The organism is Actinomycetospora sp. CA-053990, assembly GCF_050948445.1.
GTDB lineage: Bacteria > Actinomycetota > Actinomycetes > Mycobacteriales > Pseudonocardiaceae > Actinomycetospora > Actinomycetospora callitridis.
The window spans coordinates 5327066-5354034 of the sequence record NZ_CP192043.1; the positions used below are offsets into that span (position 1 = coordinate 5327066).

Consider the following 26969-nt stretch of genomic DNA (forward strand, 5'->3'; position numbering starts at 1 on the left):
TACCTCAGTACGAGACCCGCACCCCCAGGCCCGGGCGCTCACCGGACGCCAGGGCCGCGAGGACGTCGGGCAGCTCGTCGAACGCGCAGGTGTCGGTGATCAGCGCATCGAAGCGCGCGTCGGCGAGCAGGCGCAGGGCGAGCCCGAGGCGATCACTCAGACTCCACCGGGGGCGGCGGGCCGGGGCGACCTTCCCCACCTGGCTCGCGCGGATCGTCAGGCGTCGCGAGTGGAAGGCCTCGCCCAGTGGCACGCGGGGCGCGCGCTCGCCGTACCAGGACATCTCGATCACCTCGCCCTCGTCGCCGAGGAGCTCCAGGGACCGGGCGAGCCCGGCCTCGGTGGCGCTGGCGTGCAGCACGAGGTCGCACTCCCCCGCCGCGGCGTCCGGCGTCGCGAACCCGACGCCCAGCGCGTCGGCGACCGCGCGCCGGGACCCGTCGACGTCGACGAGCTCGACGCGCACCCCGGGAACGTCGCGAGCACCCCCGCCACCGACGCCCCGACCATCCCGGCGCCGACGACGGCGATGCGGTCGCCCACGCGCGGCGCGGCGTCCCAGAGGGCGTTGACCGCGGTCTCGACGGTGCCGCCCAGCACCGCACGCCCGGGCGGGACGCCGTCGGGCACCTCGACCACCATCGACGCCGGCACGACGAAGCGCTCCTGGTGGGGGTGCAGGCAGAACACGGTGCGCCCGGCACCCGGCCCCGACTCGACGACGCCCACCGCGAGGTAGCCGTAGATCACGGGGCCCGGGAAGTCGCCGGCCTGGAAGGGCGCGCGCATGCGCTCGTACTGGCTCGGGGGCACCTCGCCGCGGAACACCAGCGTCTCGGTGCCACGGCTCACGGCGGAGTGCAGGGTGCGCACGACCACGTCGTCGGGACCCGGATCGGGCAGCGGGACCTCGACGATGCTCGCCCGCCCGGGTGATTCGACCCGGAACGCCCGTGTCGTGCCGGTCATCGACGACCCTCCTCACCCCGCGACGATCACGGGGCCGCCATGCTGGCACGCGTGCAGAGCGAGCACGGCCCGTCCGCGATCCTGACCGTCGAGCTCCTCGGCGGCGCGCTGGCGAGTGCGGGCCTGCTCGGGGTGCTCGCCGAGGGGTTCGGGCTCGGCCCGTTCGGCCTCGTCGTCGGGGCGGCGGCGGCCGCGGCGCTCCTCGCGGTGCTCGTCGGTGCCGGCGTGCCGGCCCTGGGGCCTGCGGGACGGGTGACGCTGGCCCGCGGGGTGCTCGTCGTGGGCGTCACCGCGCTGGTCGCCGACCCGGTGTCGACGCCCGCGCTCGTGGTGCTCGCGGCCGTGGCGCTGCTGCTCGACGGGGTCGACGGCCAGGTCGCCCGGCGCCGCAACGTGACCTCGGAGTTCGGCGCGCGCTTCGACATGGAGCTCGACGCGTTCCTGCTGCTGGTGCTGTCGTGGCACGTCGCGGGCCAGCTCGGGTCGTGGGTGCTGCTCATCGGGCTCGCGCGCTACCTGTTCGTCGCCGCGGGCGTCGTGCTCCCGTGGCTCGGCGGGGAGCTCGAGACGAAGTTCTCCGGCAAGGTCGTGGCGGCGGCGCAGGGCATCGTGCTGGTCGTCGCGGCCTCGCAGCTGCTGCCCCTCGTGGCCGCACAGGTCCTCGTCGGGGTCGCCCTCCTGGCGCTCCTGTGGTCGTTCGGCCGCGACGTCGTCCGGCTCTGGCGCAGCGCCGACACCCACCCCGTGCGCGTCCGTCGCGGCCTCGCCGCGGTGGTGACGGCGCTGGCCGCGCTCCTGGTGCTCGTCGCGCTGCTCACCCCCGGGGACATCGCGCGCCTCGTGCCGCAGTCCGGCCTCCGCATCCCGTTCGAGGTCCTCGTCGCGCTCGTCGTGGCCGTCCTCCTGCCCCGCTGGGCGCGGCTCGTGGCCGCGTGGATCGCCGGCGTCGTGCTCGGCCTGATGCTGGTGCTGACGCTCTTCGACCTCGGCTTCTCCGTGGCGATCGCGCGCCCGTTCGACCCGGCGCGCGACGCGGTGCTGCTCACCAACGCCTACGACTTCGTCGCCGAGACGTCCGGTCCCGTGGTCGGCGTCGTCGTGGCGGTGCTCGTGGCGCTGCTCGGGGTCGCGCTGCTCGTCGGTACGGGCGGCGCGGTGGCCCGGCTCGCGCGGATCGCCGCCGACCACCGTTCCGGCGCGCTGCGGCTCGCCGGGGTGCTCGCGGTGGCCTGGATGGTGGCCTGGACGCTCTCGGCGCAGCTCCTGCCCGGCGTACCCGTGGCCTCGCGCGACGTCTCGATCCGCGCCGTCGACCGGGCCGTCGCGATCGGGGACGGCGTGCGCGACCAGCAGGCGTTCGAGCGCGAGGCCTCGGTCGACGCCTACCGCGACGTGCCCGGCGACCGCCTGCTCACCGCGCTGCGCGGGCGCGACGTCGTGGTCGCCGTCGTCGAGAGCTACGGCCTCTCCGCCCTCGACGACCCCGCGATGGCGGGGCCCGTCCGTGCGGTGGTCGCCGACGGCGAGCGGCGCCTCGGCGCCGTCGGGTACGGCGCACGCACGGGCGTGCTGACCTCCCCCGTCGCCGGCGGCGGCAGCTGGCTCGCGCACGCCACGCTGCTCTCGGGGCTGTGGATCGACGGGGAGCAGCGCCACACCGACCTGACGTCGTCGAGCCGCCTCACGCTCTCGCGCGCCTTCCACGAGGCCGGCTGGCGCACCGTCACCGTCCAGCCGGGCACCACGGGCCCCTGGCCGGAGGCGGCGTTCTTCGGGCTCGACCGCGCCTACACCCACGACGACCTCGGCTACCGGGGCCCGCGCTTCAGCTGGTCGCCGATGCCCGACCAGTACCTGTTCTCCGCGTTCGACCGCCTCGAGCGCGGCCCCGGGGCGCCCCCGACGATGGCCGAGCTCGTCCTGACCTCGAGCCACGGGCCCTGGGCGCCGCTGCCGCGCACCGTGCCGTGGGACGCGGTCGGCGACGGCAGCGTCTTCGGCCCCGAGGAGCCGCAGCACTCGTTCCAATCGATCTTCACGACGAACTCGGCCGAGGTCCGCGACGACTACCGGCGGTCGATCGAGTACACGCTCTCGACGCTCTACGACTGGGCCGAGCGCCACGCCACGGCGCGTCCCGACCGCGCGCCCGTGCTCGTCGTCCTCGGCGACCACCAGCCCTCGCCCGTGGTCACCGGGCCGACGGCGAACCGGGACGTCCCGATCTCGATCGTCAGCCGCGATCCGGCCGTGCTCGCCGCCGTGGACGACTGGGGCTGGTCCGACGGGCTCACCCCGGACCCGGGCGCGCCCGCGTGGCGGATGGACACCTTCCGCGACCGCTTCCTCGACGCGTACGGGCCGCGTCCCTGACCCGGCTCAGTAATCATTCTCAGTGGAGGTCGCCGACCTCGAAGCGCCCCGACCCGTAGCTGATCACGGTGCCCTTCTCGACGTGCGAGAGGAGATGGGCGAGCGCGTCGCGGCCCTTCGCGGCGGCGTCGACGTCGTCCAGGTGGCCGGTGACGTCGATGTTGTCGTGGCGCTCGGTCTCGACGGCCACCATGAACCCGCCGTTGGGATGCGGCGTCGTCTTGACCGCGACGACCTCCGACGCGCGGTAGAGGTCGCCGTCCTCGGCACGGATCCAGCTGGGCTTCGCCATGCCCGGATCGTGCCTGCCCGCGCCGAGATCGTCACGCCTCTGCCGTCACGCCCCCTGCCGTCACGCTCTCTGCGGGCCGCCGCCAGGCCGAGGACAGCAGCCCGCTCGGGTCGCGGGGCATCGGACGGGGCGCGGGCTCGGGGCGCTCGCCCAGGCCGGCGAGCGCGTCGGTGAGCTCGTCGGTGTCGACGCCGAGCGCGGCGAGCATCTCCGCCGCCTGGCCCCACGGCCGCGCGAGCAGCGCCGTGAGCAGGCCCGCGGCCCTGACGACGCCGTCGCTCGCCCCGGCCGCGAGCACCTCGGCGACCGCAGGCCCCGCCACGGGCACGTCGTCGCCGCCCTCGTCCACGGGCTCGGACAGCGAGGCCGAGGCGACCAGCGCCATCGCCGCCCCCACCGTCGACGCCGTCACCCCCGCGTCCGCGAGGAGCTCGCGCTCCGGGCCCTCGGCGCGCACCAGGGCGAGCAGCAGGTGCCCGGTCCCGAACGCGCCGTGGCCCCGGTCCGCGGCCTCCGCCCAGGCCAGCGCGACGATGCGCTCGGCGTCCCCGGCGACGGTCGGCGCCGGCAGGTCGTCACGGTCGCCCGCGTCGTGCTCGGTGTCCGTGCTCGTCGCATCCACCGGGCGGTCGAACGAGACGTCGAGACCCCGGAGGGCGTCGAGGGCCTCGGCCAGCGCGTCGTGGATGGGCGTGGAGATCCCCATGACCCGAGGTCTCTAGCGCGTCCCGGCACCCCGCGCCAATCTCCGCGGCGTCGTCCGCGCACGTCCGGGTCCCGGCCCGCACCCGTGGTCACACCGTCGGGCCACCACCGCGATCACCCCGCGACCCTTGTGACGGGCGTGGGGGACGCCGGTCACGCGCCGTGCCCTCGGCGGCCGCGCCGCGCGCGACCGCCGCCCGTCCGGCGGAATCGGCGACGACACGCCGCGCCGACGGAGATGCTTCGGTTTCCGAAGCATCTCAGTCGCCGGTCTCGACCCCCTCGTGCACGGCGTGGTCGTAGTAGCGCAGGACGCCGCGCGCGCCGTGGGCGGCGAAGCCCGCGGTGGGGTCGGCCGGCTCGTCGGGGACGCCGGCCAGGAGGTCGCGCAGGTGGCGGTCGACGAGACGGTCGAACGCCTGCCAGCGGGCGACGGCGGGGGCGACGTCGACGGCAGTGTCGGCGGCAGTGTCGGTGGCCGCGTCGGCGGGCTCGCCCCGGAACGCCCGCTCCGCCTCGGCGACGGCGTCCGCGAGCGCCGCACGCGTGGTCGCGTCGACGCCCTCGAGGTCGTCGGCGGCGTCGAGCACCAGGCGCGCGGCCCAGAGGACGTCGTCGACGTGGTAGCCGAGGAACCGCCGGCGCCGGGACACGTCACCCAGGCCCGGCCAGCGCTTGCGCGCCGCCTGGCGGGTGCGTCCGGTGACGGCGGCGAGGTCGGCGAGGCTGGCGCCGAGCCACACCGCGGCCTCCGCCCGTCCCTCGACCGCGTCGGCCGCCGCCGCCCGCACCGCGGCCTCCACCGTCAGCGCCGCCTGCAGCTCGGCGACCGCCCGGTGACGCGCGGCCCGCTCGCCCCCGCGGTCGTCGGGCTTGCCGCCCGGGTCGGCGACGTCCACCCGTCCGGCCGCCTCCACGACGGCCCGCTCCACTGACAACTCCAGGTTCACAGCATCGAGGATGCCCTTCCTGTCAACCCACGGTTCACAGCACGACCATGATCACGGAAGGTGCCGGGTAGGCGGCAGGTCCACACCGCGCTAGCCTGAGCGAGTGAGATCGGTGGGGCGCCATCTCACGCTGAGCAATGGTGGGGGAAATGATGTCGAGCACGATCACCGCCGAACGGCGGACGACGCAGGAGCGCGGACGGGCCGAGCGGACGGCCGAGCTCCTGGCCGGGCTCGCGGCGCTGCGCTCCCTGCGGGGGATGACGCCTCCGGAGGCGCGGGCCGCTCAGGTGATCGGCAAGCCCTGGGACACCGCGGAGATCGTGGAGCTCGCCATCGCGTGGGTGGGCACGGGCCTCGACGTCCCGACGCTGACCGACCTCGCCGGGCGTGACTGGGACGACCCTGTGCTGCCGACGCTCTTCGACATCGTGCTCGACGACCTCGGCGCCGGGCGCCCGGCGTCGAGCACCGCCCGGCGCCGCGTCGCCGCCTACCTCGCCCGGCGCGCGACGGGACTCGCCCGCGTGCCCGTGCCCCGCCGTACGGCCTGACGCGCACGCCTCACCGCAGGCGCGCCTCACCCACGAAGCCGGTGCGCGGCCCCTCGTCGTGCACGCGCGTCATCACGACGGCGTCGGTGCGCAGGGTGGTGCCGTCGCCGAGGTCGAGCGTCGGGTGGGACTCGCGGGCGTCGAGGTGGGCGACGATGCGCGCCCGCAGCGCGGCCGCCTCGTCGTCGTCGAGACCGGTCACGGTGTGCTCGTGACCGCTGCGCAGGGCCACGTACAGGCTGGAGCTCATGGCTCCAGCGTGATCCCCGCGAGCGCCGCCCGGGGCGGTGTTCGCCCAGAGCAGGACGGACGCCCGGATCCCGGAACTCCTCGTCCCGGGTAGTGCTCCGTTCGGGGGTACTGACCCACTAGGGTGACCGCGTGCCGTGGGGTGAGTGGCCGGACACGCTCCGCGCTCGCCGTTGGTGTCGGCCCGCTCCCTGATCGTCGCGCTCCCCCGTTCGTCCCCCGCCGTCCCCCCGCCGCCGAGGAGCTCCCCCCGTGACCGGAGCGCAGGACCAGCCCGACACCCCGCCGACCGACGCCCCGTCGATCGACGCAGCCCCGTCCCCCGCGCGGCGCCCGCCCTGGCGCCGGCCCCTGGTGTGGGTCGCGCTCGCCGCGGTGCTCGTCGCCGTGGCGGCCGCGACCGTGACCCTCGGCGTCACGTCCGCCACGGCCGACAGCTCGACCGGCATGCTGCGCGTCGCGCACCTGTCGCCCGTGACCCCGGCGGTCGACATGTACGTCGCCGGCCCGGACCTGCCCGAGACGCTCGTCGCCCCGGGCGTGGCCTATCGGGGCACCTCGCCGTACCTCACCGAGCCCGCCGGGACGTACACCCTCACGGCCCGCCCGGCCGGCGCGAGCCCCACGAGCCCGCCGGCGGTGCGGGTGTCCGTCGACGTGCCCGCCGGCACCGCCCAGACCGCGGCGTTCGTCGACTCGGCGACGTCGGGCAGCCCGGAGCTGCAGGTGCTCGACGACCAGACCGCCCCGGCCGCGGCCGGATCGACCCAGGTCCGCGTCGTGCAGGGCGCGAACGGGGTCGGCGCGCTGGACATCGACCTCACCGGCGGCCCGCCGCTCGGGCGCGACCTCTTCTACGGCTCGACCACCCCGTACGCCACGGTGCCCGCGCGGACGTGGGAGGTCGACGTCCGGTCCCGCCTGGGGTCCACGACCACCGAGACGGTGCCGCTGTCCGACGGTGGCGTGACGACGCTGTTCGTGGGGCGCGAGCCGGACGGCCAGCTGATCGTCGAGGCCGTGCCGGACGCCGCGACCGTCGCCGGCGTGCCCGGCCCCGGCACCGAGCCCACGTCGGAGGCGCCCACCGGGCCGGCGACGCCGACGCCCCGCCCGACCCCCGACCCCGAGACCCCGCTGCCGACGCCGCCGCGCGTCCCCCGGTTCCGCGCGGCGGCACCGGGGCCGGCCTCGGTGGCCTGGCCGCCCCGACCGGGCTCGGCACGATCAGCGCCGTCGGCGCCTGGGTCGAGAGCTGGTTCTCCGAGGAGCCCGACGTCCCGCCCGCGCCCCGGATGCCGCTGGCGGCCGCACTCGCGGCGCCCGAGGGTCTGCGTCCCACCGGGATGCAGATCCCGTCGGTCGGGCTGGCGGCGCTGAACATCGCCGACCTGCGGATCGACTACCGCGGCGCCCTGCAGGTGCCGACCGACTTCGGCCAGGTCGGTTGGTACACCTCGAGCGCGGTGCCCGGCGACCCCGGACCCGCCGTGTTCGCGGGCCACGTCGACACCCGGCGCGGGCCGGCCGTCTTCGCCCAGCTGGACCGCCTGCGGCCGGGCGACATGATCGAGGTGCCGCGCTCGGACGGCGAGAACGCGCGGTTCTCGGTCGACAGCGTCGAGTACTACCCGAAGGACACGCTGCCCTCGGACCGGATCTACGGTCCGTCGACGACACCCCAGCTGCGGCTGCTCACGTGTGGCGGCCCGTTCGACGAGGACACCCTGTCCTACCGGGACAACGTCGTCGTCTTCGCCTCGGTGCGCTGAGGCGGGAGGAGGAGGAGCCGTGGATGCCATCGACGTGCTGGTCGACGCCTTCGGGCGCGCCCGCAGCGACGCCACCCGGGCGGTCGACGGGCTCACCGCCGCCGACATGGTGTGGCGCCCCGACGACGAGGCGAACCCGATCGCCTGGCTGGTGTGGCACCTGACCCGGGTGCAGGACGACCACGTGGCCGACCTCGCCGGCACCGAGCAGGTGTACACCGCCGACGGCTGGGCGCGCCGCTTCGACCTGCCCCTCGACGACGCCTCGATCGGCTACGGCCACACCAGCGAGCAGGTCGCGTCCGTCCGCGTCGACGACCCCGCCCTGCTCACCGGCTACCTCGACGCCGTGCACGAGCGCACCGTCGCCTACCTGCGGGCCCTGCGCGGGGAGGACCTCGACGAGGTCATCGACGACCGCTGGGATCCGCCGGTGACCCGCGGGGTGCGGCTGGTGAGCGTCGTCGACGACGACATCCAGCACGCCGGCCAGGCCGCCTACCTCGCGGGGCTCGCGCAACGCCGTCGTTGAGATTCTCACCACTTCCCCACCGTCCGGAGGACTAGTCTGGGCGCCCGGTGATCGCCGTGTGGGGGTGTGGGGGGCCAGATGCGTTCCGAGCGCGACCGGTGGGCGCGAGGGCTCGCGGCCCTGACGGCGGTGGCGGCCCTGCTGATGGTGGCGGGGTGCGACGCCGGCACGCCCCGGGCGTCGGCCGCGCCGTCGAACAGCCTCGGCGTGGGCTTCACCCACACCCAGTTCAGCGCCGTCGACGGCAACCCGCAGGCCACGCAGCAGATCGCCGCCGTCCTCGCGGCGCAGCCGATGCCCCAGGCGCAGCACATCATGGGGTTCGGCGTGGGCAACCCCGAGCCGTCGCCCGGGGAGTACGACTTCGCGAGCCTCGACGCCCGCATCGACTTCATCCGCCGCAGCGGCGGCACCCCGGTGATCACCCTGTGCTGCGCGCCGGACTGGATGAAGGGCGGCGCCGAGGGCAGCACCGACTGGAGCCGGCTCGAGGTGGCCCCCGAGCCCGAGCACTACCAGGACTTCGCCGACCTGGCCGCCGAGATCTCCCGCCGCTACCCCGACGTCCGCCACTTCCAGGTGTGGAACGAGTTCAAGGGCTTCTTCAACGAGCGCACCAAGACCTGGGACGGGGAGGCGTACACCGAGCTCTACAACCTCGTCTACGACGCGCTGAAGGAGGTCGACCCCGGCAACCAGGTCGGCGGCCCGTACATCGAGATGACCGCGCCTCCGCCGGGCGTCGACACCGGGCCCTCCGAGCTCACCGGGCCGTGGGGGCTGGTCGACCAGCGGATCCTCGACGCCTTCGACACGTGGAACGAGCGCAAGAACGGCGCCGACTTCGTCGTCGTCGACGGGCACACCACCACCGAGGAGGGCGCCCCCGACGACGTCACGGCGCTGACGAAGATCGCGGCTGTCAACCAGTGGATCCACGGGCGCACGTCACTGCCGCTGTGGTGGGCCGAGTGGTACGTCGAGCCGGACGCGGCGCGCTGGGCGCCGGAGAAGCGCCTGGCCCAGCGCACGGCCGGGCTCGTCGAGTTCGCCCGCACCGGGGTCGACACGTCGTTCTACTGGAACGCCGCGCGCAACGCCTCCTCGCCGACGGGACTCTGGACCGCGGACGGCCGGCCCGAGCCGTTCCTGACGACGCTGCAGGAGTTCGCCCGCCAGTTTCCCCCGGGCGCCCCGGTGGGCGACCCCGGCGTCGCGGCCCCCGTCTTCGGCGCCCGCGGCCCCCGGGCCACGGTGCTGGTCAACACGAGCGACGCCCCCGCGACGGCCGCGCTCGACGGCGCCGACGTCGAGCTCGCGCCGTACGAGGTCCGGTGGGTCCCGTCGGGGGCCTGAGGGTCACGTCAGCGCCAGCAGCCTCTCGATCACCACGGCCCCGAAGGCCAGGAGCAGCAGCCCCCAGGTGACGACCCACCCCCGCAGCGCGGCCCGCCCGGGGCGGCGCAGCGCCCGGACCTGCAGCGTCAGCAGCACGACGACCAGCCCGATCAGGATCGTCACCCCGACCGGCGTCCACGGCGTCGCCCCGATGCGCACGCCGAGGTTCTCCGGGGTGCGGTTGATCGGGTCGAACGCCTGGTCGTTGCGCGGGACGTAGATCTGGGCGTCGCCGGTGTCGACCACCTTCTGCAGCCGGGGGTCGGCCGCCAGGGCCGCGCGGAACCGCTCGCCCCAGCCCTGCGGGTAGCCGGCGCTGACCTCGAGGTACTGCTCCTCGGCCCGCGAGGTCATGAAGTAGGTGCTGCCGCCCCAGTAGACGAGCTGCTCGACGACGGGGTCGGTGGTCCGCGGGTCCAGCGGCGCGAGCATCGAGCGCGGCCCGACGCCGACCGGATCGGTGTAGCCGATCGGCATCATCGGGGTGGCCCCGGAGTCGAGGGAGTCGGTGACGAAGAGGATCTGCGCGTTGCCGGGGCGGTCGTACACCCACTGCACGGCCGCCATCTCCCCCGGCGAGACGCGCTCGAAGGACTCGTTGCCGTAGGCGGCGACCCCGTAGGCCGCGCCGAGCACCAGCACCACCAGGCCGGCGGCCACGTAGCGCCACACCGAGCCGAACGCCTCGCGGAACCCGGCCCCGCGCGCGGTCTCCGGGAAGAACGCGAGCGCGATCAGCACGCACGCCCCGGGCAGGGCGAACATGTACACCCGGAGCCCGATCTCCCCGCCGTAGTTCTGCACGAGCACCGCGAGGAACGGCACCGCGAGCAGCAACGCGACGACGCGGTCGTCCACCCCGCGGTGACGGCGCCGCAGCAGGCCGACGAGCGACCCGATCGCCAGCACGCCGAACAGGGCCACGCGCACGAGCACCACGACCGCGTGCGCCGGGTCGCCCCCGGTGCGGGCGGTGATGCTGGTGGCGACGTTGCCGGAGACGTCGCCGACCCCGCCGAGGACGTCGGGCAGGTGGCCCGTCCAGAAGGACGCGGTCATGAGGCTCACCCAGGCCACCAGCAGCACCCCGAGCAGCACCGGCAGCCCGCGCAGCGTGGAGCGGCGCGCGAGCGCCAGCGCCCCCGCCGCGATGACCATGACGAACGGGGTGAGCTGGTGGCTCACCGTGGCCGCCGCGAAGAGCACCAGGAGCATCCCCAGCAGGGCGATGCGCGTCGCCGACGAGGACGGCCGCGCGGCGTGCTCGCCCGGCATCGTCGGGGTCCCGATCACCCGGCCGACGAGCTGCCGTCCCCGGCTGCCGGCGCGTCGCAGCCACGACGGCGTGCGGCGCGCCACGCCCGCGAGCCACGCGGGCCGGCCGGCCGGGAGGGCCTCGCGGCCCATCGGCCGGAACCACGTCAGCAGGATGCCGATGAAGATCAGGTACAGCAGGAACGTGTAGCCCTGCGGCGAGAAGTAGTCCTGCCCGATCCACTGCAGGACGGTGAACAGCAGGGCCGCGAACCACTTGCCGCGCCAGCTCACCCGCAGCGTGCGCAGGATCAGCCACAGCGCGAGCAGGTAGAGCAGGTTCGACAGCAGCGGCGTCACGCGCACCAGCGGGAGCAGCGCGTCCGGGGGGACCCCGTCGGACACGAACGACACGAGGGCGAAGAAGCCGGGCCAGCTGAAACGCGCGTCGAGGTCGGGGGCGACGGTGCCCGACAACGAGATGAAGTCGACGAACCCCAGGTGCACGTACGACGTGGGGAAGCGGGGCAGCGGCTCGAGCAGCGCGGTGATGCCGTGCAGCACGCCGCACACCGCGACGAGCTGCCCGGTGAGCAGGACCCGGTGCTCGCGGGCGAGCGCGAGGGCGACGACGACGCTGAGCAGCAGACACGCCACCCCGATCACCGTCGCCACCGGGAGCACCGACACCAGGCCCCACCCGGTCAGCCCGGTGAGGTCGACGCGGCGCAGCGGCACGACGATGAGCACCACCGACAGCAGGCTCGCCTCGGCCACCAGGATCGCGGGGACGACGGGCAGGACCGCGGCCAGGAGGCGCCGCCGGCGCGAGAGCGGAGGTTCCGGAGGCACGGGGGCGGAGGCGGGCGTCGGCTCGGGGGGCGGCTCGGGCGGCGGGGTCGGTGCCGGGGCGGCCGCGCGCGGGCGCACGTGGACGGTCACGAGTGACGAGCGGGTCGCCGGGTCGGGCACGATGAGCGGCACCGGCCGTGGCCGCGGCGAGGGGACGCGGACCTCGCCGGCGGCCGTGGGCGTGGGGGCGGGCGTGGGACGAGCCTTCACGGTGATCACCCGCAGCAGGCTGGGAAGCACCGCGAGCGCCACCGCCGCCTGGCTGACCAGCACGAGCACGCCCACCCCGGTCACCTGGTCGATCGGCATCCCGAGCGTCCCGCCGCCGACGAACAGGCCCACGACCACGGTGCCGACGACGACGGTCCCGGAGACGACCTGCCAGCGCACGATCGACCGGGCCCTCCCCTGGGCACGCAGGACCCCGAGCCAGACCTCCATCACCGCGCGGCCCATCGCCGCGAGCGCGAGCAGCTGCAGCAGCGGCGCGGCCGCGGCGTACTCCGGCCCGAGGACCTCGAGCACGGGGCGGGCCACCACGAGCAGCGCTGCCGCGGCCGCGCCGAGCAGCGCGATCGAGCGCACGAGCGCGGAGCGCGCGTACCGCGCGAGGCGGTCGGCGTCGAAGACGCCCTCGACGGTGAGCGTCTGCGCGAGGTTGTTCGGCACCAGGTTGAGGACCGCGGCCATCATCCAGGCGATGTAGAACACCGCGAACGTCGACGGCGGCAGGGCCGCGGCCACCACGACCGGGATCAGGTAGATCGCGCCGAACCCGAACAGCGCCCCGACGAAGTCTCCGGCGAGGAACCCGCGGATGTCGCTGCCGGTGGTGACGGTCCCGGCGGTCTCGCGCGCGTGGCGGGGTGCGCGCCGGGCGAAGACGAGGACGTTGACCGGGATGCAGAGCAGGATCATCGGGACGATCCACGCGACGTAGACGCCGGTGGCGGGCAGCGTAGCCGCCAGCAGGATCAGCAGACCGGCCTTGAGCAGGCCGAACAGGGTGTTCTCCAGCGCCACCCATCCCGCGCCGCGCATGCCGACGAGCACGCCGTCCTGCACGGTGAAGATGTTCGCGGCCACCGCGACGCCGACGAACCCGACCGCCGCCCACGGGCTGGCCAGCAGGCTGAACGAGGGCCCCCACCAGCCCAGCGTCAGGACGAACCCGCCCGCCAGGGCCGCCACCGCCAGCGAGCTCAGCCCGTAGCTGGCCAGCACGAGACGGGTCGTACGGGGCCCGCTGCGGGGCAGGAACCGGCTGAGGGTGCCGGTGATGTTGATCCCGACGATGGCCGCGAGCAGGGTCATGGCGGAGATCAGCGCCGAGGCGCGGCCGACGTCCTCGGGCGTGTAGAGGCGGGCGGCGAGGAACCAGTAGACGAGCCCGAGCAGCCCGGTCATCCCGGTGTTGACGATCAGCGCGTAGGAGTTCCGGGAGAACGGGTCGGTGAGGTGGTCACGCAGGCGGGTGCGCCACGAGCCCCTCGGGACGGCCGCCCCGGTCGTCAGCGCCGCGGCACGGGCGTCCACGGATCCCGCCGTCACGAGGGACGTCGCCCGGACGAGACCGCCGCCAGCGCCGAGCGCCCGCGGCGCACGACGAGGTACCCGGCGGTGAGGGTGCGCTGCTTCCAGTAGATCCGGGCGTGCTGCTCCCCGCGGACCACGCGCCCGAAGGTGTCGAGGTCGGTGTCCCGCGCGACGGTGAGGCGCGGCAGCGCGTAGCCGTCGGAGCCCGGCGCAGCCGCGAGGTTGCCGACGGCCGCCGCGAGCCGGTACCCGGCGTCGGCCACGGCCCGGCGCACCCGCGCGCTGGAGTAGCCGAAGGGGTAGGCCAGGTGCGGGACCTCGTGCCCGAGCCGCTCCTCGAGGAGACGCCGGCTGCGGGAGAGCTCGTCGCGCAGGGCGGCGTCCGGCAGCTGGTCGAGCTGGGCGTGGCTGTGGCTGTGCGCGCCGATCTCGACGCCGGCCGCGTCGCACTCGCCGACCTGTGACCACGAGAGCATCCGGTCCAGCGGCTCGCCGGCGGCCTCGGCGCCCGCGTCGTCGAGCCACCCGGTGGTGACGAAGACGGTCGCCCGCGCGCGGGCGCGCACGAGCCGCGGGAGCGCCTCGCGGTGGAAGTCGGCGTACCCGTCGTCGAAGGTCAGCACGACCGGACGCTCGGGGGCCGCCACCTCGCCGCGCCGCACGGCCGCGAGCTCGCCGACCGTGAGCGTGGTGAAGCCCTCGGCGGCGAGGAGGTCGAGCTGCGCGGCGAACCGGTCGGGGTGCACCGACAGCCCACGGACCGCGTCGGCCGGGTCGGCGGCGACCGAGTGGTACATGAGCACGGGGACGGTCACGGCGCGCTCCGCGCCAGCGTGCCCACGGCGTAGCCGGCCGTGGTGGTGAGCAGCCCGGCGGTGATGGCGCCGGCGCGCGCCAGCCCGCCGCGGTCACCACGCCAGGCCTGCGCGACGCCGCGGACCACACCCCGGCGCAGCGTCACCGCCGCGTAGCTGCGCTCGGCGGCGAGGGCGGCCGTGGCGCCGACGCTGCGCGCGACCAGCGCCTTCGACAGGCCCTCGGCGTAGCAGCGCGCGCGGAAGTAGCGGAAGCCCTCGCGCACCGCCGGCACCCGGTGCCAGATCACCGCCCGCGGGTCGTACACGAAGCGCGCGCCCGGCCGGTGGGACGCGAGCCGGATGCAGAACTCGGTCTCCTCGCAGCCGAGCGGGCGCGCGCGGGCGGCGGTGCGCCCGATGTGGGTCGGGAACCCGCCGGCGATGTCGAACGCCTCGCGGCGGAACGACGCGTTGCCGCCCAGCAGGTTGCGCACGGCACCCACCTCGCGGCCGACGAACGTGCAGCCGACCACCCAGTCGAACTCCTCGGGGAACCAGACCGGCCGGTCGGTCGTCCAGCGCGGCAGGGTGAGGCCGCCGACCCCGAGCACGGCCGGGTCGTCGTAGCCCTCGGCGAACGTCCGCACCCACTCGGTCCCGGCGACGGCATCGTCGTCGAGGAACGCGACGACCTCCCCCGTCGACGCCGCGACGCCGGTGTTCTTCGCCCCGGACAGGCCGCGGACCTGCGCGTTCGCGACCACCACCGCGCCCGGGAGCGCGTCCTCCAGGCGATCCCGCAGGGCCGGGTTGTGGTCCACCACGACGATCACCTCGTGCGGCGCGACGCTCTGGCGGTCGGCCACCGACGACACCGCGGCGAGCACGTCGTCCCAGCGTTCGTCGGTGTAGGCGCAGATGACCACCGAGACCGTGCGGCTCATCGCGGGTCGACCTCCTTCCGCACCCGGCGCCCGAGCGCGTCGCGGGTGCGGGCGGCGGCACGCAGGACCTGGTCCGCGGCGCTGTAGAGGCGCGGGTTCGCCAGCACGGTGCGGCGCAGGCGCCGGACGGGGGCCCGGCGCAGCCAGTTGACCGCGGCCGAGGGCACCGCGCGGATCACCCGCCCCTCGGCGACGAGGATCTCCCGGGTCTTCAGCTCGTCCTTGTAGGTCTTGTCGCCGCGACCGAGATCGATGACCTCGACGCCGTCGGCGGCCGCCTCGTGGGCCATCGCCAGGTGCTGGAGCAGGCCCGGGGAATAGCGCCGGAACGCCGTGTCGTAGGCCGGGAACCAGGCGGCGATCACCGATCCCTGCCGCAGCCCGAGGTGTCCGGCCACTGGCGCACCGTCGGCGTAGAGCATGGTCAGCAGCCCACCGAACGTGTCGCTGCGCTCATGGAGGAGGCGTTCGACGAGCTCGACGATCCACCGGTGGGCGAAGCGGTCCGACCGTCCGGTGCGGCGGTACTGCGCCGACTTCCAGGCGGTGAGGGTGGCGAGCGCATCGGGATCGCGCTCGTCGAGGACGGCGGTGACGGGGCCGATCTGGCGCCCCAACCTCGCGTACTTCTTCTCGAGGTCCCGCAGGAACGACGGGGAGCGTCCCTGGAGGATCCCGCGGTAGTGGTCGTAGCCGTCGGCGAGGTCGATCGTCGGGGACGCCGCGCGCAGCTCCTCGTAGGCGGCGAACGGGCGCTGGCCGGCGACGAGGTGGTCGAACTCCCACACGGTGATGCCGCAACCGCGGAGCAGGGCGACGGCGTCCCAGCCGACGCCGGGGGCGTGGACGAGGCCCTGGGCGTCGGTGAGGCCCGGCGCGACGGGCAGCCCGCGCCCCAGGCTCGCGCGCTCGAACGGGAAGAAGCCCACGATCTCGTCGTGCTCACGGAGCACGCCCACCCGCGTCCGTGGCCGGACCCCGCCCACGATCCGGGTGAACTCCGGGGACAGGAACGGGCTGTGCAGCGACGGCGTCGCCGCCTGGAACGCGCGCCACCGCCCGAGCTCGGCCTCGCCGAGCTCGTCGGGACGGACGACGTCGACGTTCACGGGCCCACCTCGACCGCCGACCCCGCGGCCCGGTCCCCCTCGGCCCGGTCCCCCTCGGCCCGGTCCTCCGCAGCCCGGTCCTCCGTGGCCCGGTCGCCGCGCCGGGTGGCCAGCTCGACGCCCACCCACACCGCGACGCTGATCCCCGTCACCACCAGGACGCCGACACCGACGTCCCACACGCCGAAGGCGAGCATCACCTGCGCCACCACGGTGTCGAGCGCGAGGACCCAGCCCACGGCGAGCACCACCCGCGCCACCGGTTCGAGACGGTGGGTGGGCACCAGGACGGCGAGCACGGGCACCACGAGGAGCACGGCCGTGACCGCCGGCGCGGACCGGGCGTCGAGGACGACGGCGACCCACCAGCCCGCCGCGAGTGCGAGCACGGCGCCGGCGAGGCTCGCGACGTGACGCACCCGCCGGGTCGGGCGCCGGGGGACAGCGCCCGACGTCACGTCAGGACCTCCCCGGGGTCCGTCAGGACGGTGGGGTCGAGGGCGCGGCGGGCCTCGTCGCGCTGGTGGACGAGGCGGCGCAGACGCTGGACGGCGAGGCCGCTGGGCCCGCGGTCGTGCTCGCGCAGCAGGGTGCGCAGCACGCGCGTGCCGTCGCGGACGACGTGGAGGTTCGACCGTCCGTAGCGCCGCGGCATCTCCATGCTGGGCACCTCGGCGATGCGCAGGCCGGCCCGCAGTGCGGAGACCGTCAGCGACGTCTCGACCTCGAAACCGGGCCGGGTGAGGTCGAGGTAGGGCAGGCACCGCCGGTGGAAGGCCACGTAGCCGTAGCAGAGGTCGGTCAGGAACGTGTCGTGCATCCGGTTGACCATGCCGACGAGCACGCGGTTCCCTCCGCGGCGCAGCCGCGTGATGTCGCGGGACCCGCCCCCGCCCATGAAGCGGGAGCCCTTGACGAAGTCGTAGCCGTTGTCGAGGAAGTGCAGGAAGTGCGGGATCTCCTCGGGGGCCATGCTGCCGTCGGCGTCGATCATGACGATGTGCTCGCCGGTGGCCGCCAGGAAGCCCTCGCGCAGCGCGTCGCCCTTGCCCTGCCCGGACTGCTCGACGATCTGGATGTCCGGTCGGGCCGACTTCGCGAGCATCACCGTCGCGTCGCGCGAGTGCCCGTCGACGAGCACCACCTCGTCGACGCAGCTGGGGACCTGGGCGAGGACCCAGGAGATGTTGGTGGCCTCGTTCATGGCCGGGACCACCAGCGAGACCTTGTTCGGACGGGTCGCGGCCGGCCGTGCCACGACCCGCGCGACCGGGACCTCGGGGAACACGGTGAGGGGCGGCGGGACGACGGGCACGCGGCGTCCCTCCCCCACGTCCCCGTTGCGCTGGACGGTCAACGTTCCTCCATCGGAAGGGAGGCGAATTCCCTGGACGAGGGACGTTACGACTCGGCTCGCGGCCCCGGATCGCTTCGGAGGAGCAGGCGAGCTAGTACGAATTCATCAGGGATCGACGATCCGGCCCACCTCCTCCTCCTGCTCCCGGACCAGCCGCACCGGCCGCGACGGGGGCGAGCTCGCCGTCACGCCCGCGTGCTCCGCGACCTCCGCGAGCGGGGCGAGCCTCTCGGCGCGGGCGATGCGGACCGCCTCGAGCCGGCCGTGCACGCCGAGCTTCCGGAAGATCCGGTGGGTGTGCGTCCGGACGGTGTTGACGGCGACGTCGAGATGGTCGGCGATGTCGCGGGCCGAGAGCCCCTCGACGAGGGCGCGCAGCACCTCGACCTCCCGCTCGGTGAGCGCGCTGAGCCGCCCGGTCGGGCGCCGGGCCTCCGCGACGTCGTGGCGCATCCCGTCGAGGACGGTGGCGAGGAGCCGCGACGGGTAGATGCCGTGGCCGGCGTGCACGAGGCGGACCGTCTCGGTGAGGTCCTCCACCGACGACCCGGACGGCAGCCAGCCCGAGACACCGGCCCGCGCCGCGTCGCACGCGCTGTCGTCGTCGCCCGGCTCCGCGAGCACCACCACGCGCGGCCCGACCGGACGCTCGCGGAGGAGCTCCACGGCGCGCTCCCACCGCGACGGGCGAACGGCCAGGTCGAGCACGACGACGTCGGCCCGCCGGGCCGCGAGCTCGTCCCAGGCCTCGTCGGCGCGCGCGGGCACGACGACGGTCAGCGACGGTTCACCGGACCACCGCGCGACGAGCAGGTCGTGCAGCAGCCGGTCCGCGACGACGAGCACCTGGACGGGACGCACGATCCGAGGACGTTAGGGATGACGTGCGCCACAGTCGTCCTCAAGATGCAGGAGAAACCGTCCGCAATCCGAAACGGAACCGTTCTGTGACGGGCCGTCAAGCAACCTCCGCGACGGTACGACCACACAGGCTCCGCTCCTACCCCGAACGTCCTACACAGCCCGGGAAAGGCACCCGGATGCCGTCACTCCCCGTGCTTGACGTGCCCTCGACCGGGTGGTCACGCTGAACACACCGCCGGCGTGCTGGGACGCCGAGGGATGTTCCTCCGGGGGGAACGATGGATGTGGTCGTAGGTGGGCGCGGGACGCTGCTCACCGATCTGCTCGGGACGACGCTCACCGCGCACGGGCACGCCGTGACGCTCGGCCCGGCCTCCCGGGACGAGCTGGTCGCCGTCGTGGCGGCCGCCCGGCCGGACCTGGTGATCGCCGACCACCTCGCCGACGCCGACCGCGACGTCGCCGTGTTCGTCCGCGCGCTGCGCGACGCCGGTGGCGGGCGCTCCGCGGTCCTGGTGCTCACCTCCGACGACCTCCGCTCCTCGGTCGACGCCGCCCTGGCCGCCGGCGCCCGCGCCTACCTGCACCGCAGTCACGGGATCGAGTCGCTGCTGCGGGCGCTGCGGCGGGTGGCCGCCGGCGAGATCGTGATCAGCGCCCCGCGCGCGCCGGTGGACCAGGACCCGGCCGGGGCCCGCGCGCGGCGGCTGGTGTCGTTGCTGACCGAGCGCGAGGTCGAGTGCCTCGCCCTGCTCGTCGAGGGCGTGAGCACCCGCGAGATGGAGCGCCGCCTCGGCATCGCCACCCTGACGGTCCGCAGCCACGTGCAGTCGATGCTCTCGAAGCTCGGGGTGCACTCGCGGCTGGAGGCCGCCTCGCTCGCCGTGCGTCACGACCTCCTGGTCGGCCGGGCGCTGCCCTCCCGGGCCGGCTGACGGTGCACGCCGACGCCGCCACCCTCCCCGACCTCACCGACCTCGCGTTCTGGGCGGCTCCCGAGTCCGCGCGGCTCGCCGCCTTCGCGCACCTGCGGGCCCTCGACCGTCCGGTGTTCTTCGCCGAGCCGCGGGTGCCGTTGCTCCGCCCCGGCGGCGGGTTCCACGCGCTGGTGCGCCACGCCGACGTGCTCGAGGCCAGCCGCCACACCGACGTGTTCTCCAGCGAGCCCGCGGCGGTGAGCCCCGAGCCGCCGCCCTGGCTCCCGATGGTGTTCGGCCGACCCCTGGTGAACATGGACGACCCCCGGCACGCGCGCCTGCGCCGGATCGTGTCCCGCGCGTTCGCACCCCGCCGTCTCGAGGCCCTCGACCTCGAGATCGGGGAGATCGTCGACGAGATCGTCAGCCGGCTGGAGCGCCGGGGCTCGGGCGACTTCGTGGCCGACGCGGCCCGCGAGCTGCCGATCCACGTGATCTGCTCGATGCTCGGGATCCCGCGCGAGCGACGCGGGTACGTCCTCTCGCGCATCGACGTCATGACCGAGTACTCCGGGGTGCGCGGGGAGATGCACCGCCTCGCCACGGCCCGGCTGCTGCTGGGGAACCTGCGGGCGATCGTCGACCTCCGCCGATTCGTCGTGGGCCTCGGGAGGCAGCGCCGCCGCGACCCGGGCGACGACATCCTGTCCGCGCTGGTCACCGCCGACGTCGACGGAGAGCGGCTCTCGCTGCGGGAGCTGGGATCGTTCTTCGACCTGCTCCTCGTCGCGGGCAACGAGACCGTGCGCAACGCCGCGTCGCACGGGCTGGTGCTGCTCTCCGAGAATCCGGGGCAGCGCGAGCGGCTCGCGGCCGATCCGGACACGCTGATGGGCACCGCGATCGAGGAGATCGTGCGGATGTGCTCGCCGATCATCCAGTTCCGGCGCACGCTGACCCGCGACCACGAGCTGCGCGGCCATCCGCTGCCGGCCGGATCCAAGGTGGTGCTGTTCTACGGCTCGGCCAACCGGGACGAGACCGTCTTCGACGCCCCCGACGCCTTCGACGTCGGGCGCCGTCCCAACCCGCACGTCGGCTTCGGCGGGCCCGGCGCGCACCTCTGCCTCGGCGCCCACCTCGCCCGCCGCGAGCTGGGAGCCCTGTTCCGGGCGGTGCTCGCGCGCCTGCCCCACCTGCGCACGGCCGGTCCGGCGGAGCCGCTGCGGTCGTCGTTCGACCACGGGATCGTCGCGCTGCCGTACACCGTGTGACCACGTCTCAGGAGCGCACGACCCTCGTGCGCACCGAGGCGGCCCTCTTGAGGACCCTGTCGGCGGCGGCGTAGAGGCGCGGGTCGTCGAGCACCCGGTTGCGCAGCCGCCGCACCGGCTCGCGGCGCGCCCAGTGCATCGCGGCGGACGGGCCACGGCGCACGATCCGGCCCTCGGCGACGATCAGGTCACGGCTGCGGAAGCAGTCCTTGTAGCCCTTGGCGCCGCGCCCCATGTCGATCTCGACGATGCCGTCGGCCGCGGCGTGCTCGGCGAGCATGAGGTGGTGCAGCAGGCCCGGGGAGTACTGGCGGAACCCGAGGTCGAACGCCGGGAACCAGCCGGCGAGCGACGATCCGCTGCGCAGGCCGAAGTGCCCGGCGACCGGGGTGTCACCGGCCCGGAGCACCGAGAGCGTGCCGGCGAACGACTCGGTGCGCGTGTCCAGCAGCGACTCGAGCAGCTCGCGGATCCAGGGGACGCGGAACCGGTCACTGCGTCCGGTGCGCTGGTACTGCTGCGATTTCCATTCCATGATCTGGCGCAACCCGTCGCGGTCCGCGGTGCCGAGCGTGAACGTCACCGCGCCGTGGGCGCGCCCGAGCGCCCGACCCTTGCGCTCCAGCTCGGAGAGGAACGACTTCGACCGCGAGCGCACGTGCGCCCGGAACGCCGCGTAGCCGCCGCCGAGGTCCATCACCGGCGACGGGACGCGCAGCGACTGGAAGCGCTCGAACGGTTTCTGACCGTCGACGAGGTGGTCGAACTCCCACACCGAGAGCCCGCACGCCCGCAGGAGCTGCTGCGGATCCCACTCGATGTCCGGGGCGTGCACCAGCCCGTGCGCGTCGGTGAGCCCGGGTGCCGGCGGGGTGCCGTAGCCCAGCGGCCCGCGCTCGAAGGGGAAGAACCCGACGCTGCCGGCCGACTCCTCCAGCACCGCGACGCGCAGCTGCGGGCGCACCCGCCCCACGGCCAGCACGAACTCCGGCGCGAGGAACGGGTGCGCCGTCGCCCCGGAGCCCTGGAACGCGCGCCAGCTCTCGAGGTCGGACGCGCCGAGCTCGTCCGGACGGACCACCCTGATCTGCACGTCGTCGCCCCCACGTCGCCCGGGGTCCCCCGCCCCCGGCCCTGTGCCCGGCAAGCCTAGGGACGTGAAGGGCGCGTGACGTCGTGCGAGTGGACCACTCGACGTAAGCACCGTGGGGGTGGCCGCCTGCCCTCGGGCGCTACCTCGGGCAGAGGCAGAAGGGGTGGCCGACGGGGTCGAGGAGGACCCGCCACCGCTCGCCCGGCTGGTCGTCGGGCAGCGAGGCCCCGAGCTCGCGGGCCCGGTCGATCGCGGCGTCGAGGTCGTCCACCGCGAGGTCGAGGTGGTAGCGCTTGGTGCCCTCGGGGTCGGGCCACGGCGGCGCGACCCAGCCCGGAACGCGGCCGAAGCCGATCGGCGCACCCTCGCCCGAGATCATCGCGTACTCGTCCTCGGCGTGGACGACGTCCCAGCCGAGCAGGGCGCCGTAGAAGGTGGCCTGCGCCCGCGGGTCGGGGCCGTCGAGATTGATCATGGCGAGTGTCGTGGACATGCCGCCGACGCTAGGACCCGTTCCTGACAGGGTGCGTCATGTTCCCCTGACCAGCTGCTGGGCGTCCCGGGTGACCACGTTCACCCCATCCGGTGGACCCGCCCGATCCGGGCTCCTGAGGGCTAACGGTTCTCGCGGTCGCTCCGACAACCGGACACACAGCGTCCGACCGGCCGCTGGAACGCTAGGCCGTTCGGGGGTCGATCATGGGGCAGCACCACCGGCGGGAGGACACCCTCGTGACGCTGGCCGTGGTCCCGGGCCCCGTCCCGGCGCCCGCCCACCGCTTCGTGCCGCAGGACGCCCCGCCCGCCGGGCTCGGCTACCCCGCGCCGACGGCCTACCGCCCGCACCCGGTCACCGGCGTGCCCACCCCGCCCCACGGCGCGGTGGCCGCCCACCCCGCCCGCGCCGTCCGCACGGCGCCACGCACCGCTCGCCCCGGCACCCGCGCCCCGCTGGCCGTCGCCGTCGCGGGTGCCGCGATCGCGCTGATCGGGATCGGCTCGCAGCTCCCGTCGCTCGTCGACGCCGTGTCCACCACGGCCGCGAGCGCCCCCAGCCCCGCGAGCGCCCCCGTCTCCCCGACCGTCGCCCACCAGTGCGCCACGGTCGTCGCCGACGCCCTGGACGACACCGTCACCTCGCTCGGGCAGACGCCGAGCGACGGGTGGACCGGGGTCGTCGACGCCAGTGGGGACGCGCTCGCCGCGACCTACGGCGCCACCTCGCCCGAGCACGACGCCTTCGTCGCCGGCTCGGACGACATCCTCGGCTGGCTGCGCGACGGCTCCACCGAGGACTACGGCACGGTCACCACCCGCGTCGCCCAGACCGTCGCCACGGCCTGCGGCTCCTGACCCGTGAGCGAAGTTCCCGGCTATAGCCGGGAACTTCGCTCACGTGGGGGGCGACGGCGGACGATGCCGGCGGCGGCGAGCAGGGCGGAGACGCCGGCCGTCGCGACCGCGACGTCGCGCAGCACGATCGGCAGGAACACCACCCCGGTCGAGCCCACCGAGAGCAGGCCGCGGCCGTCGCCGATCGCCGGCTTCGAGACGTCGGCCGGAGGAGTGCCGGACGTCGCGGCCGGGTGGCCCTCGGGTGGGAGCTGGTGCTCCGGGGCGTTGTCGGCGGGCGCGGTCTGCGGCGGCGCGATGTCGGTCACGAGCATCTCGTGGCCGGAGTCCGACCAGGCGTCCTCGAACGTCTCCCGCGGCACCACCGAGATCGCGCCGCTCGGGTCGCCGGGGTCGGCGAGGTAGACGTTCTCGTCGTCGATCCCCGTCACCACGACGGCGTGGTTGGCGTCGGAGCCGCCGTCCGAGGTGTCGTCCTCCGCGCCGTACCAGACCTCGTCGGAGTCGACGTAGGCGATGATGTCGCGGTCCCGGTCGAGCAGGAGCTCGAGGTCCTTCAGGCTCCCGTGCGTGGTGGTGGCGGGGATGCCGTAGCTCTCGAGCAGCGCCTCGCCCTCCGACGACGTCATGCCCGACGCGTCGTCCGGGGCCCCGTCCCCGTTCGTGTCGGTGGTGGTGAGCCAGCCGTGCTCGACCGCGCGGGCCACGACCTCGCCCTCGCCGACGTTGGTGCCCTGCCACTCGCCCACGACCTGCGCGACCGCCGCCGGCACGCAGTAGCCGTTGACCGACTGCGCGTACCAGTACGAGGAGGCCTGCTCGGGGTCGCCGTGCATGCCCTGGTCCTCGCGGGCCGCCGAGGCGTCGGCGGGCAGGGCCCCGTCCCGGAAGTTGTCCTCGTGGCGGTACCAGTCGGTCGACCAGCCGCCGTCGGTCACCGGGTGGACCTCGTCGTCGGTGACCAGCCGGTCGCCGTCCGCGTCGCTCCACGCCAGGTCGAGCACGCCGTCGCCGTCGGTGTCCACCGCGGTGACGTCGACCAGCCCGTCACCGTCGAGGTCGGTGAAGAGGTCGGTGGGCTCGTCGGCGGGCACGTCCTGCGCCACCGGGTGTCCCGCGTCGAAGTCCACGCCGCTTCGACGTGGGCGGTGGGGCGGAATGTTCCGAGGCCGGGCCCTCAGGCCTGCGTGATGAGCGCGTCGGTGCGGATCGCCGAGATGTGCCGGTCGCGGGCGGTGCGACGAGCACGGTCCGACGCCTGGTTCTGCGCGACGCTGACGCCCAGCAGGGCACCGGTCACGAAGAACACGCCGATGACGACCACGGCCACGATGACGAACATCCGTCTCTCCTCTTCGAGAGCGCCGGGAACGCCCCGGCACTCATGGATCCAGACGGCTGTCCCCCCGTGGAGGTTGGCGGCCGGCGCCCGTCGGCAACGTCACGGACCTCGTCTCCCACCCCGGACGCAACCTCCGCGCCGTCACGCGCCCGTGACACGGGAGCGGGCGTCGCGGGGGTGGGACGGGGGTACGCAGCCCGGTGATGAGCAGCGACCCGAAGGTCCCCACCGAGAAGAAGCCCGACGAGAAGAACCCGGACACGGCGCCCGACGCCGCCCCCGAGGAGGTCGAGCCGGCCTTCGACATCGACCTCGAGCCCGACGAGCAGGGCCTGGCCGGCTCGGGCGAGGAGCCGAGCGGCTGACCGCCGGGCTCACCAGCCCAGGAGCCCGGGCAGCCGCTGACCCACGGCCGTGGAGAGCGTGCGGCTGTAGGACGCCGTGAGGTGGTTGTCGTCGAGGTAGACGAGCACGTTGCCGATCTCGGGCGGGCAGGTCGTCGGGGTGCAGATCTCGTCGCTGAGGTCGAGGAACCCGACGTTGTCCGGCACGCCGTCGAGGAGCGCGTACGGCGGGTCCGCGGCCAGGAGCTCGCCGCGGGGGATCTCGCAGTCGGGGGCACCGCGGCCGAGCGCCTCGAGGCACTCCGCGGGGCGGTGGTCGAAGCGCGGGTTGTCGCGCACCGCGACGACGGGGACGCCGGCGGCGTCGAGGCGCTGCCAGGCGGCCACGAAGCCCTCCGGGGTCTGCTCGGTGAGCCCCTGCCGGACGTCGCGTGACGCGCTGACGACCACCGCGTCCGGCGGCGCGGCGGCGAGGTGCTCGATCGCGGCCTCGTTCCACTCGAGGCACGAGGCGTCGCCCGGGTCGGTCTCCGAGGCCGTCGAGAACGGGCAGCGCGCGCGGACGAGCGTGTGCACCTCCCACTGCTGCTCCCGCGCCAGCGGCTCGAGGGCCGGGAGGATCTGCTGCATGTGGGAGTCGCCGACGAGGGTGACCCGGCGCTGCGGCTCGCCCTCGGCGCGGATCGGCACGCACTCCTCGAGCACGGGGTGGTCGGCCACCGGGGCGCACCCGGCGCGGTAGTCCGCCCAGTCGTCCTGCAGCCGCGCCAGCGACGGCTCCACCGGCGCGGCGGGGTCGCCGTCGACGACGTGGTCCGCGGCGAGTGCCCCGGAACTCAGGGCCAGGGCGCCTGGGTGGGAGGGGTCGCCGAGGGCCACCGGCGCGCCGGCACCGGCCGCCGCCACCGCCGACCACAGACCGAGCGCGACCAGAGCCGGGACCAGGCACGCGGCCACGAGCGCCGGCCCCCGCACCCGGCCCAGCCGCGCGAGCGACACCCCGCGCAGCGGCTCCTCGAGCAGGTGGTGGGTGGTGATCGCGAGGGCCACGGACACCGCCACGACCACCAGGCCGCCGACCGGCCCCGCGGTCGGGAGCCCGGCGAGCACCAGGAACACGACGAGCACGGGCCAGTGCCACAGGTAGAGCGGGAAGCTGATCGTGCCCAGGTACTGGGCGGCGCGCGTGGAGAGCAGCCGGTCGGCGCCCCCGGCGCGGCCCGCCACGATGATCGCGACCGCGGACAGCACCGGCCACAGCGCGAGGAAGCCGGGGAAGGCGGCGCCGACGTCGAGGACCGCGCCGCACGTCACCAGGCCCGCGACACCGACCCAGCCGAGCACGGCGCGGGCGACCTTCCCCAGCCGCACCCGGTCGATCACCAGGGCGAGGACGCCGCCGAGCGCGAACTCCCAGATGCGCGTGCGGGCGTCGAAGTAGGCGAAGGCCTGGTCGGACGACGTGGCGATCACCGAGTGGGCGAAGGACGCGAGCGTGACCGCGGCGAGGGCCGCGAGCAGCGCGGCCTGCACGTCGGCGCCACGGAACCGTGCCCACCGCGCCACGGCGAGCACCAGCAGCGGCGCCAGCAGGTAGAACTGCGCCTGGATCGACAGCGACCAGAAATGCTGGGCGACGCTCGCGGCGCCGTTGTCGGCGTAGTAGTCGACCGAGTCCAGCGCCAGGCGCCAGTTCTCGACGAAGAACGCCGAGGCCAGCAGCTCGTGCAGGTTGCGCGACCACGTCGAGGCCGGCAGCAGCACCGCCGCGACCACCGTGCTCACGGCCAGGACCAGCCCGGCGGTGGGGACGAGCCGCCAGAACAGCCGGGTCCAGGTGGTGGCGAGCGCGACCTTCTCGCCCCGGATCGCGCTGCGCGCGGTCATCCCGAGGATGAAGAAGCCCGAGAGCAGGAAGAAGACGTCGACGCCGCCGGAGACGCGCCCGATCCAGACGTGGTAGACGACGACGAGGACGGCGGCGAGACCCCGCAGCCCTTCGATCTCGGGACGCCGCGCGCTGCGGGTCGTGCCCGGCGCGCGATCGACGGTCTCGAGACCCGCCACTCCCGTTCCCCCTCGCCCTCACCCCGTCACACCCTGCGGCAGCCCGCTCGCTGCCGGTGACCAGCTTCCCGC

At 74.9% G+C, this 26969-nt stretch carries 26 protein-coding genes and 1 pseudogene; 10 read left to right on the forward strand and 17 right to left on the reverse strand.

The features are described from left to right. Positions 1–4: 4 nt before the first annotated feature. Positions 5–969: pseudogene (locus tag ACQPYN_RS27190) on the reverse strand (zinc-dependent alcohol dehydrogenase). A gap of 51 nt (positions 970–1020) precedes the next feature. Between ACQPYN_RS27190 and ACQPYN_RS27195 the strand changes: the two are divergent. Next, the gene (locus tag ACQPYN_RS27195) at positions 1021–3342 is read left to right on the forward strand and encodes a CDP-alcohol phosphatidyltransferase family protein (RefSeq protein WP_433029696.1); all 2322 of its coding nucleotides are present in this window, start codon (positions 1021–1023) and stop codon (positions 3340–3342) included. A 19-nt stretch (positions 3343–3361) separates the two neighbouring features. Here ACQPYN_RS27195 and ACQPYN_RS27200 read toward each other — a convergent pair whose 3' ends face one another. The 3 genes from ACQPYN_RS27200 to ACQPYN_RS27210 form a co-directional block, all read right to left on the reverse strand. Continuing rightward, positions 3362–3634: a hypothetical protein gene (locus ACQPYN_RS27200; protein WP_433029699.1), complete on the reverse strand. Its 273-nt coding sequence runs from the start codon at positions 3632–3634 to the stop codon at positions 3362–3364. A 31-nt stretch (positions 3635–3665) separates the two neighbouring features. Continuing rightward, a complete protein-coding gene (locus tag ACQPYN_RS27205; RefSeq protein WP_433029701.1) occupies positions 3666–4340 on the reverse strand; it encodes a Clp protease N-terminal domain-containing protein in 675 nt (224 codons plus the stop codon). A 259-nt stretch (positions 4341–4599) separates the two neighbouring features. Next, positions 4600–5289, reverse strand: coding sequence for a hypothetical protein (locus tag ACQPYN_RS27210; RefSeq protein ID WP_433029703.1), 690 nt, complete (start codon positions 5287–5289; stop codon positions 4600–4602). A gap of 149 nt (positions 5290–5438) precedes the next feature. Here ACQPYN_RS27210 and ACQPYN_RS27215 point away from each other — a divergent pair, with 149 nt between their 5' ends. Then, positions 5439–5843: a hypothetical protein gene (locus ACQPYN_RS27215; protein ID WP_433029705.1), complete on the forward strand. Its 405-nt coding sequence runs from the start codon at positions 5439–5441 to the stop codon at positions 5841–5843. Between the two features lie 10 nt (positions 5844–5853). Here ACQPYN_RS27215 and ACQPYN_RS27220 read toward each other — a convergent pair whose 3' ends face one another. Continuing rightward, complete coding sequence (locus ACQPYN_RS27220) at positions 5854–6093, reverse strand: hypothetical protein (RefSeq protein WP_433029706.1); 240 nt, start codon at positions 6091–6093, stop codon at positions 5854–5856. A gap of 251 nt (positions 6094–6344) precedes the next feature. Here ACQPYN_RS27220 and ACQPYN_RS27225 point away from each other — a divergent pair, with 251 nt between their 5' ends. From ACQPYN_RS27225 to ACQPYN_RS27240, 4 genes are all read left to right on the forward strand, one after another. After that, positions 6345–7472: a DUF4397 domain-containing protein gene (locus ACQPYN_RS27225; RefSeq protein ID WP_433029708.1), complete on the forward strand. Its 1128-nt coding sequence runs from the start codon at positions 6345–6347 to the stop codon at positions 7470–7472. Continuing rightward, a complete protein-coding gene (locus tag ACQPYN_RS27230) occupies positions 7439–7864 on the forward strand; it encodes a class F sortase (protein ID WP_433029710.1) in 426 nt (141 codons plus the stop codon). The genes ACQPYN_RS27225 and ACQPYN_RS27230 overlap by 34 nt, the downstream gene beginning before the upstream one ends. Before the next feature lie 19 nt (positions 7865–7883). Next, positions 7884–8396, forward strand: a complete 513-nt coding sequence (locus tag ACQPYN_RS27235; protein ID WP_433029712.1) for a mycothiol transferase — start codon at positions 7884–7886, stop codon at positions 8394–8396. Positions 8397–8474: 78 nt separating this feature from the next. After that, entirely contained in the window at positions 8475–9752 is a 1278-nt protein-coding gene (locus ACQPYN_RS27240) for a GH39 family glycosyl hydrolase (protein ID WP_433029714.1), read from the forward strand. A gap of 3 nt (positions 9753–9755) precedes the next feature. Here ACQPYN_RS27240 and ACQPYN_RS27245 read toward each other — a convergent pair whose 3' ends face one another. The 7 genes from ACQPYN_RS27245 to ACQPYN_RS27275 form a co-directional block, all read right to left on the reverse strand. Then, complete coding sequence (locus tag ACQPYN_RS27245; RefSeq protein WP_433029716.1) at positions 9756–13436, reverse strand: hypothetical protein; 3681 nt, start codon at positions 13434–13436, stop codon at positions 9756–9758. Positions 13437–13447: 11 nt separating this feature from the next. Next, entirely contained in the window at positions 13448–14251 is an 804-nt protein-coding gene (locus ACQPYN_RS27250; protein WP_433029719.1) for a polysaccharide deacetylase family protein, read from the reverse strand. Continuing rightward, positions 14248–15177: a glycosyltransferase family 2 protein gene (locus ACQPYN_RS27255; RefSeq protein WP_433029721.1), complete on the reverse strand. Its 930-nt coding sequence runs from the start codon at positions 15175–15177 to the stop codon at positions 14248–14250. Before ACQPYN_RS27255 ends, ACQPYN_RS27250 begins: the two co-directional genes overlap by 4 nt. Then, positions 15174–16286, reverse strand: a complete 1113-nt coding sequence (locus ACQPYN_RS27260; RefSeq protein ID WP_433029723.1) for a GNAT family N-acetyltransferase — start codon at positions 16284–16286, stop codon at positions 15174–15176. Before ACQPYN_RS27260 ends, ACQPYN_RS27255 begins: the two co-directional genes overlap by 4 nt. Continuing rightward, positions 16283–16744 (reverse strand): hypothetical protein, encoded by a 462-nt coding sequence (locus tag ACQPYN_RS27265; protein WP_433029725.1) that lies wholly within the window; start codon positions 16742–16744, stop codon positions 16283–16285. The genes ACQPYN_RS27260 and ACQPYN_RS27265 overlap by 4 nt, the downstream gene beginning before the upstream one ends. After that, positions 16741–17643: a glycosyltransferase family 2 protein gene (locus ACQPYN_RS27270; protein ID WP_433029727.1), complete on the reverse strand. Its 903-nt coding sequence runs from the start codon at positions 17641–17643 to the stop codon at positions 16741–16743. Before ACQPYN_RS27270 ends, ACQPYN_RS27265 begins: the two co-directional genes overlap by 4 nt. A gap of 105 nt (positions 17644–17748) precedes the next feature. Then, positions 17749–18504, reverse strand: a complete 756-nt coding sequence (locus tag ACQPYN_RS27275) for a LuxR C-terminal-related transcriptional regulator (RefSeq protein WP_433029729.1) — start codon at positions 18502–18504, stop codon at positions 17749–17751. Positions 18505–18785: 281 nt separating this feature from the next. Here ACQPYN_RS27275 and ACQPYN_RS27280 point away from each other — a divergent pair, with 281 nt between their 5' ends. Then, entirely contained in the window at positions 18786–19442 is a 657-nt protein-coding gene (locus ACQPYN_RS27280) for a LuxR C-terminal-related transcriptional regulator (protein WP_433029731.1), read from the forward strand. A gap of 2 nt (positions 19443–19444) precedes the next feature. Then, the gene (locus ACQPYN_RS27285; RefSeq protein ID WP_433029733.1) at positions 19445–20698 is read left to right on the forward strand and encodes a cytochrome P450; all 1254 of its coding nucleotides are present in this window, start codon (positions 19445–19447) and stop codon (positions 20696–20698) included. Between the two features lie 7 nt (positions 20699–20705). Here ACQPYN_RS27285 and ACQPYN_RS27290 read toward each other — a convergent pair whose 3' ends face one another. Together ACQPYN_RS27290 and ACQPYN_RS27295 are read right to left on the reverse strand one after the other, a co-directional pair. After that, positions 20706–21791 (reverse strand): GNAT family N-acetyltransferase, encoded by a 1086-nt coding sequence (locus ACQPYN_RS27290; protein ID WP_433029736.1) that lies wholly within the window; start codon positions 21789–21791, stop codon positions 20706–20708. A 139-nt stretch (positions 21792–21930) separates the two neighbouring features. Continuing rightward, the gene (locus ACQPYN_RS27295; RefSeq protein WP_433029739.1) at positions 21931–22284 is read right to left on the reverse strand and encodes a VOC family protein; all 354 of its coding nucleotides are present in this window, start codon (positions 22282–22284) and stop codon (positions 21931–21933) included. A gap of 239 nt (positions 22285–22523) precedes the next feature. Here ACQPYN_RS27295 and ACQPYN_RS27300 point away from each other — a divergent pair, with 239 nt between their 5' ends. Next, positions 22524–23144: a hypothetical protein gene (locus tag ACQPYN_RS27300; protein WP_433029741.1), complete on the forward strand. Its 621-nt coding sequence runs from the start codon at positions 22524–22526 to the stop codon at positions 23142–23144. A gap of 20 nt (positions 23145–23164) precedes the next feature. Here ACQPYN_RS27300 and ACQPYN_RS27305 read toward each other — a convergent pair whose 3' ends face one another. Both ACQPYN_RS27305 and ACQPYN_RS27310 read right to left on the reverse strand, forming a co-directional pair. Beyond that, positions 23165–24274 carry a C39 family peptidase gene (locus tag ACQPYN_RS27305; RefSeq protein WP_433029743.1) on the reverse strand — a complete coding sequence of 370 codons (1110 nt, stop codon included), beginning with the start codon at positions 24272–24274 and terminating at the stop codon, positions 23165–23167. A 47-nt stretch (positions 24275–24321) separates the two neighbouring features. Further along, positions 24322–24486, reverse strand: a complete 165-nt coding sequence (locus tag ACQPYN_RS27310; protein WP_274190567.1) for a hypothetical protein — start codon at positions 24484–24486, stop codon at positions 24322–24324. A gap of 203 nt (positions 24487–24689) precedes the next feature. Between ACQPYN_RS27310 and ACQPYN_RS27315 the strand changes: the two genes are divergently transcribed. Continuing rightward, entirely contained in the window at positions 24690–24851 is a 162-nt protein-coding gene (locus ACQPYN_RS27315; RefSeq protein ID WP_274194169.1) for a hypothetical protein, read from the forward strand. A 9-nt stretch (positions 24852–24860) separates the two neighbouring features. On the opposite strand, the gene ACQPYN_RS27320 is transcribed toward ACQPYN_RS27315, so the two are convergent. Further along, on the reverse strand, positions 24861–26897 hold the full coding sequence (locus tag ACQPYN_RS27320; protein WP_433029747.1) for an acyltransferase family protein: 2037 nt from the start codon (positions 26895–26897) through the stop codon (positions 24861–24863). Between the last annotated feature and the right edge of the window lie 72 nt (positions 26898–26969).